General features: G+C 71.4%; 15 protein-coding genes and 2 tRNA genes. 11 read left to right on the top strand and 6 right to left on the bottom strand.

Going from position 1 to position 14,608, the window contains the following annotated elements; translation table 11 throughout:
• Positions 1 to 126 precede the first annotated feature (126 nt).
• Entirely contained in the window at positions 127 to 1,074 is a 948-nt protein-coding gene (locus VGH85_09225; protein HEY2173974.1) for an aminoglycoside phosphotransferase family protein, read from the top strand.
• A gap of 274 nt (positions 1,075 to 1,348) precedes the next feature.
• Positions 1,349 to 1,708 (top strand): tyrosine-type recombinase/integrase, encoded by a 360-nt coding sequence (locus VGH85_09220; protein HEY2173973.1) that lies wholly within the window; start codon positions 1,349 to 1,351, stop codon positions 1,706 to 1,708.
• Between the two features lie 22 nt (positions 1,709 to 1,730).
• Here VGH85_09220 and VGH85_09215 read toward each other — a convergent pair.
• From VGH85_09215 to orn, 3 genes are all read right to left on the bottom strand, one after another.
• Positions 1,731 to 1,803, bottom strand: a tRNA-Lys gene (locus tag VGH85_09215).
• Between the two features lie 62 nt (positions 1,804 to 1,865).
• A tRNA-His gene (locus VGH85_09210) sits at positions 1,866 to 1,941 on the bottom strand.
• A 44-nt stretch (positions 1,942 to 1,985) separates the two neighbouring features.
• Positions 1,986 to 2,591, bottom strand: coding sequence for an oligoribonuclease (gene orn, locus VGH85_09205; GenBank protein HEY2173972.1), 606 nt, complete (start codon positions 2,589 to 2,591; stop codon positions 1,986 to 1,988).
• Positions 2,592 to 2,685: 94 nt separating this feature from the next.
• On the opposite strand from orn, the gene VGH85_09200 reads away from it, so the two are divergent.
• From VGH85_09200 to VGH85_09180, 5 genes are all read left to right on the top strand, one after another.
• On the top strand, positions 2,686 to 3,081 hold the full coding sequence (locus tag VGH85_09200) for a metalloregulator ArsR/SmtB family transcription factor (protein ID HEY2173971.1): 396 nt from the start codon (positions 2,686 to 2,688) through the stop codon (positions 3,079 to 3,081).
• Entirely contained in the window at positions 3,078 to 4,157 is a 1,080-nt protein-coding gene (locus VGH85_09195) for a cation diffusion facilitator family transporter (GenBank protein ID HEY2173970.1), read from the top strand. The genes VGH85_09200 and VGH85_09195 overlap by 4 nt, the downstream gene beginning before the upstream one ends.
• A gap of 57 nt (positions 4,158 to 4,214) precedes the next feature.
• Complete coding sequence (locus VGH85_09190; GenBank protein ID HEY2173969.1) at positions 4,215 to 4,976, top strand: 3-hydroxyacyl-CoA dehydrogenase; 762 nt, start codon at positions 4,215 to 4,217, stop codon at positions 4,974 to 4,976.
• Positions 4,973 to 6,064 carry an acyl-CoA dehydrogenase family protein gene (locus tag VGH85_09185; protein ID HEY2173968.1) on the top strand — a complete coding sequence of 364 codons (1,092 nt, stop codon included), beginning with the start codon at positions 4,973 to 4,975 and terminating at the stop codon, positions 6,062 to 6,064. The genes VGH85_09190 and VGH85_09185 overlap by 4 nt, the downstream gene beginning before the upstream one ends.
• Before the next feature lie 61 nt (positions 6,065 to 6,125).
• Positions 6,126 to 6,368 carry a DUF2630 family protein gene (locus VGH85_09180; GenBank protein HEY2173967.1) on the top strand — a complete coding sequence of 81 codons (243 nt, stop codon included), beginning with the start codon at positions 6,126 to 6,128 and terminating at the stop codon, positions 6,366 to 6,368.
• A gap of 7 nt (positions 6,369 to 6,375) precedes the next feature.
• Here VGH85_09180 and VGH85_09175 read toward each other — a convergent pair whose 3' ends face one another.
• Together VGH85_09175 and VGH85_09170 are read right to left on the bottom strand one after the other, a co-directional pair.
• Positions 6,376 to 6,894 carry a flavin reductase family protein gene (locus tag VGH85_09175; protein HEY2173966.1) on the bottom strand — a complete coding sequence of 173 codons (519 nt, stop codon included), beginning with the start codon at positions 6,892 to 6,894 and terminating at the stop codon, positions 6,376 to 6,378.
• 10 nt (positions 6,895 to 6,904) lie between these two features.
• Entirely contained in the window at positions 6,905 to 7,507 is a 603-nt protein-coding gene (locus VGH85_09170; protein ID HEY2173965.1) for a TetR/AcrR family transcriptional regulator, read from the bottom strand.
• A gap of 45 nt (positions 7,508 to 7,552) precedes the next feature.
• Here VGH85_09170 and VGH85_09165 point away from each other — a divergent pair, with 45 nt between their 5' ends.
• Genes VGH85_09165 through VGH85_09150 form a run of 4 tightly spaced genes read left to right on the top strand, consistent with a single transcriptional unit; the run spans position 7,553 to position 13,539 of the window.
• Positions 7,553 to 9,166, top strand: coding sequence for a carboxyl transferase domain-containing protein (locus VGH85_09165; GenBank protein HEY2173964.1), 1,614 nt, complete (start codon positions 7,553 to 7,555; stop codon positions 9,164 to 9,166).
• Positions 9,167 to 9,212: 46 nt separating this feature from the next.
• On the top strand, positions 9,213 to 11,204 hold the full coding sequence (locus tag VGH85_09160) for a biotin carboxylase N-terminal domain-containing protein (GenBank protein ID HEY2173963.1): 1,992 nt from the start codon (positions 9,213 to 9,215) through the stop codon (positions 11,202 to 11,204).
• Entirely contained in the window at positions 11,204 to 12,148 is a 945-nt protein-coding gene (locus VGH85_09155) for a hydroxymethylglutaryl-CoA lyase (GenBank protein HEY2173962.1), read from the top strand. Before VGH85_09160 ends, VGH85_09155 begins: the two co-directional genes overlap by 1 nt.
• Entirely contained in the window at positions 12,145 to 13,539 is a 1,395-nt protein-coding gene (locus VGH85_09150) for an FAD-dependent oxidoreductase (GenBank protein HEY2173961.1), read from the top strand. The genes VGH85_09155 and VGH85_09150 overlap by 4 nt, the downstream gene beginning before the upstream one ends.
• Positions 13,540 to 13,772: 233 nt before the next feature.
• Here the strand turns inward: VGH85_09150 and VGH85_09145 are convergent, their stop codons facing one another.
• Positions 13,773 to 14,555, bottom strand: coding sequence for a hypothetical protein (locus VGH85_09145; GenBank protein HEY2173960.1), 783 nt, complete (start codon positions 14,553 to 14,555; stop codon positions 13,773 to 13,775).
• Between the last annotated feature and the right edge of the window lie 53 nt (positions 14,556 to 14,608).

Raw genomic sequence — 14,608 nt, 5'->3', positions numbered from 1 at the left:
CGGCGGAGCCGCCGCCCTTGACGGAGTGAAGAGAATCCTCACCAAGCCGCTGCGTAGGAGCCCACAGAGGTGACGCTGCCGACTTCGCCTTTATGAGGATCAAGACGCCGCCAGAAGGGAGCTCACATGCCCACCGACGAGGCACACACAGGCAAGATGCCGAATGACCAGGTTCTGCGCTGGGCGGCCGAGGCGGTTGGCGGGACGAGCGTCGTTTCGTCCGAGGGCCTGACCCGCGGCGAGCACCGCCCTTCGGGCACGTTCCGCCTGGGAATCGAAGGACCGGCGGCCCGGACCAGGGACGTGATCTTGAAGGTCCCTGTCCGGGGATGGATCGCCGCCGCGTGGGTGATCACGAACGCACGCGCGCTTCAGCTGGCCGAGACTCATGGCCTGGCCGCGCCGCGGCTGATCGCTGCGGATCTCGACGGGAAGGCGAGCGGAACCGTCGCCACCCTGGAGACCTTCCTGCCCGGCAGCGCCGGTCTCTCGCCGACGGTTTCGGTCGCCCGGCTCCGCGAAGCGGGAGCGGCCCTTGCCAGGGTCCACGCCTTCAGGCTGGTTCCGCAGGCCCACCTGCCATACCGGCCCCGGCCGTGCGCCGTCGACGACCGCGCCGATGAACGCTGGCGGGGCCTGATGCCGACCACACCTTTGCTGCAGCAGGCCGACGAGCGGGTCAGGTCGCACGGGATGCCGGCAGTCGCGTCGGTGTTCGTGCATGGTGACGCCTGGGGCGGCAACATGCTGTGGGAGAGTGACCGTTGCGTTGCGCTGATCGACTGGAATACAGCCGGGGCTGGTAATCCGGGCGTCGATCTCGGCAGCCTGCGGATGCAGATGACCCTTCAGTACGGCCAGGGCGCGCCGTCCCATGTGTTGGAGGGCTGGGAGCGGCAGGCGGGCCGGGAGGCAGTCGGCGTGCCCTACTGGGATGCCGTGGCCGCGCTGAACACGCCGACAGTGATGGACGGTTGGGCGGGATTCGCCGACGACGGTAGCCTCCTGGGCGCCGCTGCCGTCACCGAAAGGCGCGACGCTTTCCTTCGCACCGCTCTCAGTCAGTGGTCATAAAGTGGTCGCGCGTGCCGAAATCGACGCTGCTCTCCACTTGGGGGGCTGTAAGGGTGTTCGAATACTTCGCCGTGCCGCCTAAGGACATCGCAGACCGTGTGGTCTACCCGCCATGCTAGTGGTCCGTCGTATGTATAGCTGAAGTAGATAGGGTGTCAGCATCTCGATGGTGCTGGCAGCCGATCCCTTGACCGCTTCTCCCGAGCAGCGGGAAGAGGCTGCGGGCGCTCCACCTTGACCCCGACCCTCACCCGGCAAACCCCGGCGTCGATTCATGACCGGTGCTCGACTCGACCAGCCGCTGTTCCCGGACGTCAATCGAGGTTTTCGCGATCCGGCCAACGTGCGTCGCGAACTCCGCGGGGCGCGGGGCACCGAGACGCTCGCCTGGATCACCTCACACACCTTCCGCAAGACGGCTGCGACGATCCTCGACGAGGCGGCACTGTCCGCTCGGTTGGTTGCGGACCAGCTCGGTCATAGCCGGCCGTCGATGACGCAGGACGTCTACATGGGCAGGCGTGCAGTTGACTCTCAGGCTGCCTTGGCGTTGGAGGCCGCGTTAAGAGGCATGGCCTCCAACGGCGAAAAGGGTGGCAAATGTGTGGGTCGAGAAGACGGTCGGACACCGTGAGGGTGCCTGACCTTAGGGTTTGTGCGCCGCCAGGGACTCGAACCCCGAACCCGCTGATTAAGAGTCAGCTGCTCTGCCAGTTGAGCTAGCGGCGCGTGCCACAACGGGTCCCGACGATAGCAGTCGCCGGGTGGCCCGTCGGCCACGGTATGACGTTTGGGGTGAGTGACGGGGCTTGAACCCGCGACCCCCGGGACCACAACCCGGTGCTCTACCAGCTGAGCTACACCCACCATGAGCCACGTGCTGCGGCCCTCGACGATGGTAGCGGAGCGGATCAGCCCGCCTCGCCGACCACCTCACCGGCGACCACCCGGGCCTCCTCGCTGCTCGGCCCGGGCGGCGGGACGAAGACCGCCTGCCGGTAGTAGCGCAGCTCCCGGATGCTCTCGTGGATGTCGGCCAGGGCACGGTGCTGCATGCCCTTCTGCGGCTGGGCGAAGTAGGCCCGCGGATACCAGCGCCGGCACAGCTCCTTGATCGACGAGACGTCAACCATCCGATAGTGGAGGTATCCGTCGAGTTCGGGCATGTCGCGCGCGATGAATCCGCGGTCGGTCCCGATCGAGTTCCCGGCGAGCGGGGCGGTGCCGGGCTCGGGGACGTATTCGCGGACGTAGTCGAGGACCTGCCGCTCGGCGTCCGCGAGGGTGACCGTCGAGGCGCGGACGGCCTCGGTCAGCCCGGATGTGGCGTGCATCTCCGCGACCACCGGGGTCATCGCGTCGAGTACGTCGGCCGGGGCCGAGACCACGATGTCGATCCCCTCACCGAGCACGGTGAGGTCGGAGTCGGTGACGAGGGCAGCGACCTCGATCAGCGCGTCGCGCTTCAGGTCGAGCCCGGTCATTTCGCAGTCGATCCACACCAGCCTGTCGTTCACGGGACGACCCTACCGGCCGGTGCGGTGGCGCCCGGAGAGCCGCGCCTGCGGCGACCACCTCGACAGCGGAGCGTCGGTGCGGGACTATATGCGCATGCGCGCAGATACGCGGGCAGGTGAGGACCCAACCGGGCCGGAGCTGTCCGATGCCGCGGCGGCCGTCGCCGTCGAGTCGTTCCGGATGCTCGCCGACGAGACCCGGCTCCAACTGCTGTGGGCACTCGCCGACGCCGAGCGGTCGGTCGCCGAGCTCTCCCGGATCGTCGACCGACCACCCAGCGCGGTCTCCCAGCACCTGGCCAAGCTGCGGCTCACCCGCCTCGTCGCCACCCGGCGGGACGGCAACCGGATTTTCTACCGACTGGAGAACATGCACGTGCGCCAGTTGTTGGAGGACGCGCTCTCCCACATCGACCACCTCCAGCGGGGGCTGCCCGACCACGGCCCTACGCACGCCTCTTCGACCGACCATCTGCGGCGGCGACGATGACCGGACCCGCAGGTCACGACCACCCGCACGGGCACGACCACGCGCCAGATCACGGCCACCAACACCCGCACGGTCACGAGCACCCGCACGGTCGCCGCGGACTACTGGGCCGGGTCGTCCATGTGCACACCCACGACCCGGCGGAGCGGGTCGACGCGGCGCTGGAAGGCAGTCGGGCCGGCGTACGCGCGGTCGCGGTGAGCCTCGGCGGGCTGGCCGCGACGGCCGCACTGCAGGCCACGGTGGTGGTGCTCTCCGGATCGGTCGCGGTGCTCGCGGACACGGTGCACAACCTGGCCGATGCGCTGACCGCGCTTCCGCTGTGGGTGGCATTCACGATCGGGCGGCGCCCGGCCAACCGCCGCTACGGATACGGCTACGGGCGCGCCGAGGACCTCGCCGGTGTCGTCGTGGTCGCGATGATCGCCGCCTCCTCGGTTCTCGCCGGCTACGAGGCGATCAGTCGGCTCAGCAATCCCCGCCCCATCCATCACCTCTGGCTGGTGGCCATCGCCGGTCTGATCGGGTGCATCGGCAACGAACTGGTCGCGGTCTACCGCATCCGGGTCGGTCGCCGGATCGGCTCGGTGGCGCTGCTCGCCGACGGCCTGCACGCCCGCACCGACGGGCTGGCCAGCCTCGCCGTCGTCGTCGGCGCGGTCGGCGTCGCCGCCGGCTTCCCGCTCGCCGACCCCGTAGTCGGCCTGATCATCACGGTGGCGATCCTGTTCGTCCTGCGTACGGCGGTCCGCGACGTGTACCGGAGGTTGATGGACGCCGTCGACCCCGAACTGGTCGACGCGGCCGAGCATGCGTTGGCCGGGGTCCCGGGCGTGCAACGGTGCGACGAGCTGCGGTTGCGGTGGATCGGGCACACCGTGCGGGCCGAGGCGTCGCTCGTGGTCGACTGCGGCCTGTCGCTCATCACGGCGCACGCCATCGCCGAGGACGCCCGCCACGAACTGCTGCACGCCGTACCGAAGCTGACCGACGCGATCATCCACGTCAACCCGTGCGAACACGGGGACCGCACTCATCACGACGCGACCGCGCACCACTTCTCCTCGGCGGGCTGAACGGATAAAGACCCGCACTACGCTGACCGCAGTCATCGCCGATCGAGGAGCTGTCGCATGCAGACGCAAGGAATCGTCGCGCTGATCACCGGAGGCGCGTCGGGGCTGGGCCATGCCACCGCCGCCCGACTGGTCGCGGCCGGCGCGTCGGTCACCCTCGTCGACCTGCCGGGTTCGCCCGGGGACGATGCCGCGGCGGCGTTGGGGGAGCGGGCGGTCTTCGCGCCCGCCGACGTCCGCGACGAGAGCCAGGTCGCCGCCGCCCTCGACATGGCTCAGGAACTCGGCGACCTCCGGGTCGTCGTCAACTGCGCGGGCGTCGCGACTCCGGGCCGCATGCTCGGCCGGCAGGGACCGCTGCCGCTCGAGGAGTTCCGTCGGGTGCTGGACATCAACCTCGTCGGGACCTTCAACGTGATGCGGCTGGCCGCCGAGCGGATCGCGGCGTACGAGCCGGTGGGGGAGGAGCGCGGGGTCATCGTCTGCACCGCCTCGGTGGCGGCTTACGACGGGCAGATCGGCCAGGCGGCCTACGCTGCGTCGAAAGGCGGGGTCGTCGGCCTGACCATCACGGCCGCGCGGGACCTGTCCAGCCGGCAGATCCGGGTTATGTCGATCGCGCCGGGCATCTTCGACACCCCGATGATGGCGGGCCTGCCGGAGGAGGCACGCGAGTCGCTCGGGCAGCAGGTGCCCCACCCCAGCAGGCTGGGACGCCCTGAGGAGTACGCCGCCCTGGTCGCCCACATCGTCGACAACCCGATGCTCAACGGCGAGGTCATCCGCCTCGACGGCGCGATCCGGATGGCGCCCCGCTGACCGGCGCCACCGACCCGGCGGCCGCCGGGGATGCGGGCGACGCACACCCCTCGGTACAAGTCGCGCGGGATCTGGCCGATCGCGTGCTCGCCCCGCAGGCCGCGCAGGTCGACCGTGCGGGCATCCCGCCGTCGCACATCGCCGCGATCAAGGCGTCCGGCCTGCTCGGGATGGGCGCGCCGGTCGAGGTCGGCGGCACCGCGGCCCCCCCGCCGGTGATCCGGCTGGTCTCCGAGATCCTGGCGGCGGCCGACGCCACCACCTGGTTCGTGCAGGTCCAGCACCACTCGCCGCTGGCGACCGCGGTCCGTGGCGAGGGAGCGGCGCGCCAGCGGCTGCTGCGCCCGCTCGCCGACGGGACGCTGCTCGCCGGGGTGGCCTTCTCCCAACTGCGCTCCTACCCCCGCGTACAGGTCGCCGCCACCCCCGTCGACGGAGGCTGGCAGTTCGACGGCACCGCCCCGTGGTGCACGGGATGGGGGCTCAACGACGTCCTGATGCTCGCCGGTACCACTCCCGACGCCGAGGTCGTCTTCTGTTTCATCGACGCCCGCGAGCAACCGGGGCTGCGGGCGTCGGCGCCGATGCGTCTCGCGGCGCTCGAGGCGAGTCGCACCGTGCGGCTGCACCTCGACGGGCTGCGGGTCGGCGCCGACGCAATGATCCACCGGACCACGATGGCGGACTGGTCCGCGGCCGACCGGCGTACGACGGTGAACGTCAATCCGGCGGTCTTCGGAATCGCCGGGGCCGCGCTCGACCTGCTCGAGCGCGCCGCCACCGAGGATGCCACCCGGCTGGCGGGCGTCCTGCGCTCCCGGCTGCAGACCGCCCGCCGCGACGCCTACGCCCTGCTGGACGGGGTGCCGGCCGAGGAGCGCCTCGCCGATCGGCTCGCGGCCCGGCTCGAGGCGATGGACGTGATGCAGACCGCGACGAGCGCCGCCGTCATCGCCGGCGGCGGCCGAGCCATGGCGGCGACCGCACCCGCGCAGCGGCTGGCCCGGGAGGCGATGTTTCTGCTCGTCCAGGCGCAGACGGCCGACCTCCGCGGGGCGCAACTCCGCCATCTGGCCGACCAATCGTGATGGCAGTGGTCGGGGTAGGGGCGATCGTGACAAGGTGGATGACGAAGCACTAGGAGGCAACGTGGACGACACGCAGATCACCCACACGATCGGTGAGCTGGTCGCCGAGGAGCACCAGCTGCGGAGCAAGTCGGTCGGCTCCGGAGGCGACGAGCAGACCCGGGCACGGCTCAGCCAGGTCGAGACCCAGCTCGACCAGTGCTGGGATCTGCTCCGCCAGCGTCGCGCCCGCGAGCAGTACGGCGAAAACCCGGACGACGCCAAGGCCCGGCCGATCGACGAGGTCGAGTCCTACCAGCAGTAGGACGACGTCAACCGGCGCGACCGGGGCCGGCGAGACCGCGATATCGGCTGCGGAAGTGGATCAAAGGCGGCCGGTCCGGATCCCGGTAGTCGACCTGCAGCACGCGACCGATCAGCACCGTGTGGTCGCCCGCAGGCACCCGGTCATGCGTCTGGCACTCCAGTGCGGTGAGCCCGTCGTCGACGATGAGCGCGCCGGAGAGTTCGCCGCGGTGGTGACCGAGATCGGTCAGCAGATGCCGTGCGCTCGGCCGTCCGGCGACGGCGAACCGGCTCGCGACGTGCTCCTGGTCGCGGGCCAGCACCGAGACGGCCCACCGCTCGCGCGCGGCGAGCACCTCGTCGACGTAGGACGCCGAATTGATCGCGACCAGGACGAGTGGCGGCTCCAGCGACACCGAGGCGAAAGCGGTCGTCGTGATCCCGACGTCGTCGTCGTCATCGCGCACGGCGACCACGGCGACGCCGCTGGCGAACTCGGCGAGCGCCGAGGTGAACTCCGCCGCGGTCGTGGCGTGCTCGACCATGCCGATCCCTTCACCCGCGTGCCGTTGCCCGACCGCTCTGCACGCTACGCGCGTCGGCGGACGCGGTCGCGAACGCCGCCAGCGCCATCTCCCTGAGCAGGTCGGCCATCGCCGCACCGTCGACCCCGAGTGCGCTGTGCGGGGTCGAGTTGAGCAGCCCGAAGACGGCGTGCGCGGCGGCCCGCAGCCGACCGCGATCGCAGCCGGGATGGGCGGCGGCGAGTACGCCGACCCAGACCTCGACGTAGCGGCGCTGCAACCGGCGGACCCGGCGCCGATCCGGGTCACTGCAGTTGGCGAGGTCGCGGTCCTGGACCGTGATGAGCTCCGGGTTGCCGAGCGCGAACTCGATGTGCCAGCGCACCAAGGTGTCCAGCGCGTCGTCCGGCGTGGCAGCGGCCCGGACGCGTTCCCGCCCGACGCTCAGCAGCCGGTCGCTGACCCGCACCAGCATCTCCGCCAGCATGGCGTCCTTGCTGGGGAAGTGCCGGTACAGCGCCGGGCCCGACAGTCCGACCGCCGCGCCGATGTCGTCGACGCCGACACCGTGGAATCCGCGCCCGGCGAAGAGCCGGGCGGCCTCCGCGAGGATCTCGTCGCGCCGACTCGACATGCCACCATGCTAGACGACGATGTTAACGATTGTTAACATCACAACGTGGACGCACCGGTCTTGGCCAGCAAGGCGGATTCCTCCAGCGAGGCCTTCGCCCGCAACGCCGCCGCGCACCGAGCGCTCGCCGTCGAGCTGTCGGAGAAGCTCGCGGCCGCGGCGCAAGGCGGCTCAGAGCGGGCTCGAAAGCGCCACATCGACCGCGGCAAACTCCTGCCCCGCGACCGGATCGATGCGCTGGTCGACCCGGCCTCGCCGTTCCTGGAGCTCTCGCCCCTGGCGGCCGACGGGATGTACGACGGAGAGGCGCCGAGCGCTGGCATCATCACGGGGGTCGGACGGGTCGCCGGCCGCGAGGTCGTGATCGTCGCGAACGACGCCACCGTCAAGGGCGGCACTTACTACCCGCTCACCGTGAAGAAGCACCTCCGGGCGCAGGAGGTCGCGCTGCACAACCGGCTGCCGTGCATCTATCTCGTCGACTCGGGCGGCGCCTTCCTGCCGATGCAGGACGACGTGTTCCCCGACCGCGAGCACTTCGGGCGCATCTTCTACAACCAGGCGACGATGTCCCGGGCGGGCATCGCCCAGATCGCCGCCGTGCTGGGGTCGTGCACCGCCGGCGGTGCCTATGTTCCGGCGATGAGCGACGAGGCGGTGATCGTCCGCAACCAGGGCACGATCTTTCTCGGCGGACCGCCGTTGGTGAAGGCCGCGACCGGTGAGGTGGTCAGCGCCGAAGACCTGGGCGGCGGCGAGCTGCACTCGCGTATCTCGGGCGTCACCGACCATCTCGCCGACGACGACGCGCACGCCCTGCAGATCGTCCGGTCGGTCGTCGGCACCCTCGGCCCGCGGGCGCCGAAGCCGTGGCAGTGCAGGCCGACCGAGGAGCCTGCGGTCGATCCGGCGCAGCTCTACGGTGTGGTGCCGGCTGATCCGCGCACGCCGTACGACGTCCGGGAGGTCATCGCCCGCATCGTCGACGGGAGCCGCTTTCACGAGTTCAAGGCGCTCTACGGGTCGACCCTCGTCACGGGTTTCGCCCACATTCACGGCCATCCGGTCGGGATCGTGGCCAACAACGGGATCCTCTTCAGCGAATCGGCGATGAAAGGTGCGCACTTCATCGAGCTGTGCGACCAACGCCAGATTCCCCTGGTCTTTCTGCAGAACATCACCGGTTTCATGGTCGGGCGCGACTACGAGGCCGGCGGAATCGCCAAGCACGGCGCCAAGATGGTCACCGCCGTCGCGTGCGCGCGGGTCCCGAAGCTGACCGTCGTCGTGGGTGGTTCCTTCGGCGCCGGCAACTACTCGATGTGCGGGCGGGCATATTCGCCGCGGTTCCTGTGGATGTGGCCCAACGCCCGCATCTCGGTGATGGGCGGCGAGCAAGCGGCTTCGGTGCTGGCAACGGTACGTCGGGAGCAGATCGAGGCGAGCGGCGACGAATGGCCGGCGGAGGCCGAGGCGCGATTCGTCGCACCGATCCGGGAACAGTACGAGCACCAGGGCAATCCCTACTACGCCACCGCCCGGCTGTGGGACGACGGGGTCATCGACCCGGCCGACACCCGCACCGTGCTCGGTCTTGCGCTCTCGGCGTGCGCCAACGCGCCGCTCGCGCCGGTCGGCTACGGCGTGTTCCGGATGTAGATTGCGGCGGTCCGACCGGACCGCCCACGACGGCAGGGGATGACACGTGTTCGACACCGTGCTGGTCGCCAACCGCGGCGAGATCGCGGTGCGGATCATGCGCACCCTCCGCGGGCTCGGTGTGCGATCGGTTGCGGTCTACAGCGATGCCGACGCCGATGCCCGTCACGTCGCCGAGGCCGATATCGCCGTACGGATCGGCCCGGCGGGCGCCTCACGCAGCTATCTCGACATCGAGAAGATTCTCGAGGCCGCGAAACGCACTGCGGCGCAGGCGATCCATCCCGGATACGGCTTCCTCGCCGAGAACGCCGACTTCGCCCGTGCCTGCGAGGCCGCCGGAGTCGTCTTCGTCGGGCCGCCGGCGACCGCGATCGCGGCCATGGGCGACAAGATCCGGGCCAAGGCGCTCGTCGCCGCGGCCGGCGTACCCGTCGTACCCGGGCTCGGCGCGGCCGGCATGACCGACGCGGAGGTCGCCGCCGCAGCACGCGAAGTCGGATTCCCGGTGCTGCTCAAGCCGTCCGCCGGCGGCGGCGGCAAGGGGATGCGCCTCGTCCGCAGTCCGGACGAGAGCGCCACCGCGATCGCCTCGGCGCGGCGCGAGGCGCAGGGGTCCTTCGGCGACGACACCCTGCTGGTCGAGCGATTCATCGAACGGCCGCGGCACATCGAGATCCAGATCATGGCCGACGGGCGCGGCCACGTGCTGCACCTCGGGGAGCGCGAATGCAGCCTGCAGCGGCGGCACCAGAAGATCGTCGAGGAGGCGCCCTCGACGCTGATCACCCCGTCCCGGCGCGCCGCGATGGGGCTGTCGGCCGTCGAAGCGGCCCGCGCCGTCGGCTACACCGGCGCCGGCACCGTGGAGTTCATCGTCGGTGCCGAGCGACCCGACGACTTCTACTTCATGGAGATGAACACTCGGCTGCAGGTCGAGCACCCGGTCACCGAGCTCGTCACCGGCCTCGACCTCGTCGAGCTGCAACTGCGGGTGGCCGCGGGAGAGCCCCTGCCCCTGGCACAGGACGACGTGCGGGTGAGCGGTCACGCGATCGAGGCCCGCCTCTACGCCGAAGACCCCGCGCACGGCTTCCTCCCGTCCGCCGGCCGGCTCCTGCGGGTGCGGGAGGCCGCCGGTCCGCACGTGCGCATCGACTCGGGCATCGACTCGGGCATGACGGTCGGCACCGACTACGACCCGATGCTCGCCAAGATCGTGGCCTGGGCTCCGGACCGCAGAGTCGCGCTGCAGCGACTGGACCGCGCCCTGTCCGACACGGTGGTGCTCGGGGTGCAGACCAACGCCGCTTTTCTGCGCGCGCTGCTCGCTGATGACGACGTCGTCGCGGGCCGGCTCGACACCGAGCTGGTGGAGCGCCGCATCGACGACCTCGTCGAAGATCGGTACGACGACCGGGTGCTCGTCGCGGCCGCTCTGGTCCGGCTGGCCGCGATGCAGCCGACCGGTCCGGTCCTCGACCCGTTCGACGCCACCAGCGGCTGGCGGCTCGGATCACCGGCCTGGGCGAGCTGGGCGATGCGGGTCGGCGGGCACCCGCCCGTCGAGGTGCGAGTGCGCGGCACAACGGACGACGCGCAGGTGGCGGTCGGCGACGGGCCGGTCGAACCGGCCCGGGCGGTCGCCTCCGCCGGCGGACTCACCCTGACCTATCGCGACGACACCACGTCCTTCGCCTTCGCCGAGGACGGCGAGACGACCTGGCTCGCGCGGGAGGGCGCGACCTGGCTGATCCGCGAACAGGAACGCCTGGCCGCCGCCCGCCACGACGACGGGGGCGCGGTGTCCGGGTCGGTGCTCGCGCCGATGCCCGGGACCGTCACCGTCGTCCACGCCGCCGTGGGCGATCGGGTCGCCCTCGGCCAGCCGCTGCTGGCCGTGGAGGCGATGAAGATGGAGCACGCGCTCACCGCGCCGATCGCCGGCGTACTCACCGAACTGTCGGCGAACGCGGGACAATCGGTGGTCATGGACCAGGTACTTGCCGTGGTCACTCCGCCCGGGGAAGGTCAGTGATGCCGGCCTTCCCCGAGATCGCGCTCGCCGGCCTCCCCGATCGGGTGACCATCTACGAGGTCGGCCCGCGCGACGGCCTGCAGAACGAGGCGCGCGTCGTCCTGGTCGAGGACAAGGCCCGGTTCATCGCCGCGCTCGTCGCGGCCGGGCTGCGCGTCGTGGAGGCGACCAGCTTCGTGCGGCCGGAATGGGTGCCGCAGCTCGCCGACGCGGAGCAGCTCGTCGACCTGCTCGACCCTGCCGACGGCGTACGCCATCCGGTGCTTGTCCCCAACGAGCGCGGACTGCAACGGGCGCTCGACCACGGCGTCGGCGAGGTCGCGATATTCGGCAGCGCCACCGAGTCCTTCGCGCGGCGCAACCTCAACCGCACCGTCGACGAGTCGATCGCGATGTTCACCCCGGTGGTGCGGCGTGCGACGGCCGAGGGGGTGCCGGTGCGCGCCTACGTCTCGATGTGTTTCGGCGATCCGTGGGAAGGCGCCGTGCCGATTCCGCAGGTCGTCTCCGTCGGCCGGCGGCTGCTCGACCTCGGTGCCGCCGAGCTCAGCCTCGGCGACACGATCGGTGTCGGGACGCCCGGCCATGTGGCGGCATTGCTGCAGGCGTTCTCCGATGCGGGCGTCGGCGTCGACCGGTTGGCGGTGCACTTCCACGACACCTACGGGCAGGCGCTCGCCAACACCCTCGCGGCGCTGCGCTGCGGGGTGCGCACCGTCGACGCATCGGCCGGTGGCCTCGGCGGCTGCCCCTACGCCGAGAGCGCGACCGGAAACCTCGCGACCGAGGACCTGGTCTGGATGCTCGACGGGCTCGGCATCCACACCGGCGTCGACCTCTCGGCCCTCGTGGAGACCAGCCGCTGGATGGCCGGAATTCTCGGCCGGCCGAGCCCGTCGCGGGTGGTCCAGGCTCTCTCGCCCGCGCCCGGGCCGGCGGAGTGACCGGCGCGCGGGTCAACGGCGAGGTGTCGTTCTGGTACGCCGGCCTCGGCGGGCCGCCGTCGTACCGCCCGGCGCTGCCCGGCGACGTCGCCGCCGACGTCTGCATCGTCGGCGCGGGCTACACCGGCCTGTGGACCGCCTACTACCTCGCGCAGGCCGAGCCGGCGTTGCGGATCGTCGTGGTCGAGCGCGAGTTCGCCGGTTTCGGCGCGTCCGGGCGCAACGGTGGTCAACTCACCGGAGGGCTGGAATACAACCGCGAGAAATACGCGAAGGCCCGCGGGCACGAGGCCGTCGTCGCGATGGAGCGGGCCCTGCGGCAGACCGTGGACGAGGTGATCGCCGTCGCCGCGCGGGAAGGGATCGACGCCGACATCGTCAAGGGCGGAATCCTGCGGGTCGCGACCAATCCGGCGCAGTGGTCGCGGGTCCGGCACGAACAGCGAATCGGTGCGGGCTGGGGGGTCGCGCCGGACGAGGCGGTGCTGCTCGACCGCGACGCGACGCTCCGCCGGGTCCGGGTGGCGGGAGCGCTGGGGTCCCGGTTCCAGCCCGCCGCCGCCCGGATCCAGCCGGCGAAGCTCGCGCGCGGCCTGGCCGAGGCGGTCGAGCGGCTCGGCGTATCGATCTATGAACGCACGGCGGTGACCGAGCTCCGGCCGGCACAGGTCGTCACGGCGACCGGCTCGGTGCGAGCTCCGCTTATCGTCCGGGCCGCCGAGGGGTTCACCCCGCAGCTGCCCGGGCTGCGGCGCAGCTGGCTGCCGATGAACAGCGCCATGATCGTCACCGACCCGTTGCCCGACCGGCTCTGGGACGAGCTCGGCTGGGCCGGATTCGAGACGCTCGGCGATGCCGCCCACGGTTATGTCTACGCCCAACGCACCGCTGACGGCCGGGTCGCCATCGGCGGGCGCGGCGTGCCCTACCGGTTCGGGTCCCGCACCGACAATGCCGGCCGTACTCAGGACGCCACGATCGCCATGCTCGGCGTGATGCTCGGCCGGCTCTTTCCGCCGTTGCGCGGCGCGCCGATCGCCCACGCGTGGTGCGGTGTGCTCGGCGTACCCAGGGACTGGTGCGCGACGGTCGGCCTTGACCGGCGTACCGGCGCGGCATGGGCGGGCGGCTACGTCGGGCTCGGCCTCGCGAGCAGCAACCTGGCCGGTCGGACGCTGCGCGACCTGATCCTCGACCGCGAGACCGCGCTGACGGCCCTGCCGTGGGTCGACCGGACCGTGCGCACCTGGGAGCCCGAACCGCTGCGCTGGCTGGGGGTGCATTCGCTCTACCGCATCTACCGCGCCGCGGACGCGCTGGAGCGACGCCGCCGGAGCGCGCGCACCTCGGGCCTCGCCCGGTTCGCCGACGCGGTGGCCGGCCGGAAGTAGCGACCGAGATGGGTTCGGACGTGGTGTGTGCCACTCTCCGGGCCCTGTTTGCACCGTTCGACGGGTTGATCGGGCGGCTGTAGTAATCTCCCGGGCAGGATCGGCTTCCCCAGACGTATCAGACGTACCAGGGGCACCATCTGCATAACAGTTGAGATGCGTCTGTGGGGGGCTTCGTTGTCCGATCGAGAAATCTCTTCGGTTCCCGACCCGGAAGGTCGCGCGGGGCGAGGTCACGATGAGCAGGGCCCGACGAAGGACCTGTTGGGCCCGCCCGAGTCGGTGCAGGGCAAGCGCCTGGCGAAACTCGTCCGGGAGCGCGGCCCCGTCCCCGCCGCCGGGTCGACGCTCCGCACGATCGCGGGCAGCGGAGCGGTCGTCACGCTGGCCCGGCAGACCTCGATCGGCTGGGAGAAGCTGCGCCGCTCCGACACCGCCCTCGCCGCCACGGTCACCGGGATCAGCGCGGTAGGGATCGTCGTCGCGGCATTCGTCATCGGATCGCCCTCCCCGCAGGCCGACCCGCCGGCCCCCGTGCTCGTGGTGGGTACGGCGACCGCGACGGGGACAGCCGGCGCGACCGCATCCGGGACGTCGTCGGCCGAGGCGACGAGCACGGCGGCCGGCCGTTCTGCCACCGCCACGGGCACCCCGTCGACCAGCGCCCACCAGGTCGGCACCACGACGACGGAGATTCCGCTGTCCACGCTCGTGCCGGGATCCGGGCCGCGCCAGTCGTCGACCTCGGGAACGGGCTCCGAGGCAGGATCCGGCCCGCAGGCGCCGACGGCGACAGCAGGTCCGACGCACCCGGCCGGCTCGTCCGGCGGGACACAGCAGCCGCCGGCCACGCACCCACCGACGTCCTCCCCGCCAAAGACGACGCCATCGACGTCGCCGACGTCCACCACCCCATCGCCGACTGCATCACCGACACCGTCCCCGACCCCGACGGATACGGCGACCCCGCCGGCGACGACGACCGACCCGCCGCCTCCGCCCGCGGCCGCGACCACGCTCCCGCCGGCGACGGCTACGGCGGCCGGCTAGACCGGCGCGACGACTCGCG

This window comes from Mycobacteriales bacterium (assembly GCA_036497565.1).
In the GTDB taxonomy this organism is placed as follows: domain Bacteria; phylum Actinomycetota; class Actinomycetes; order Mycobacteriales; family QHCD01; genus DASXJE01.
The sequence above is the reverse complement of the archived record's forward strand: the minus strand, read 5'-3'. Positions and strand labels throughout refer to the sequence as shown.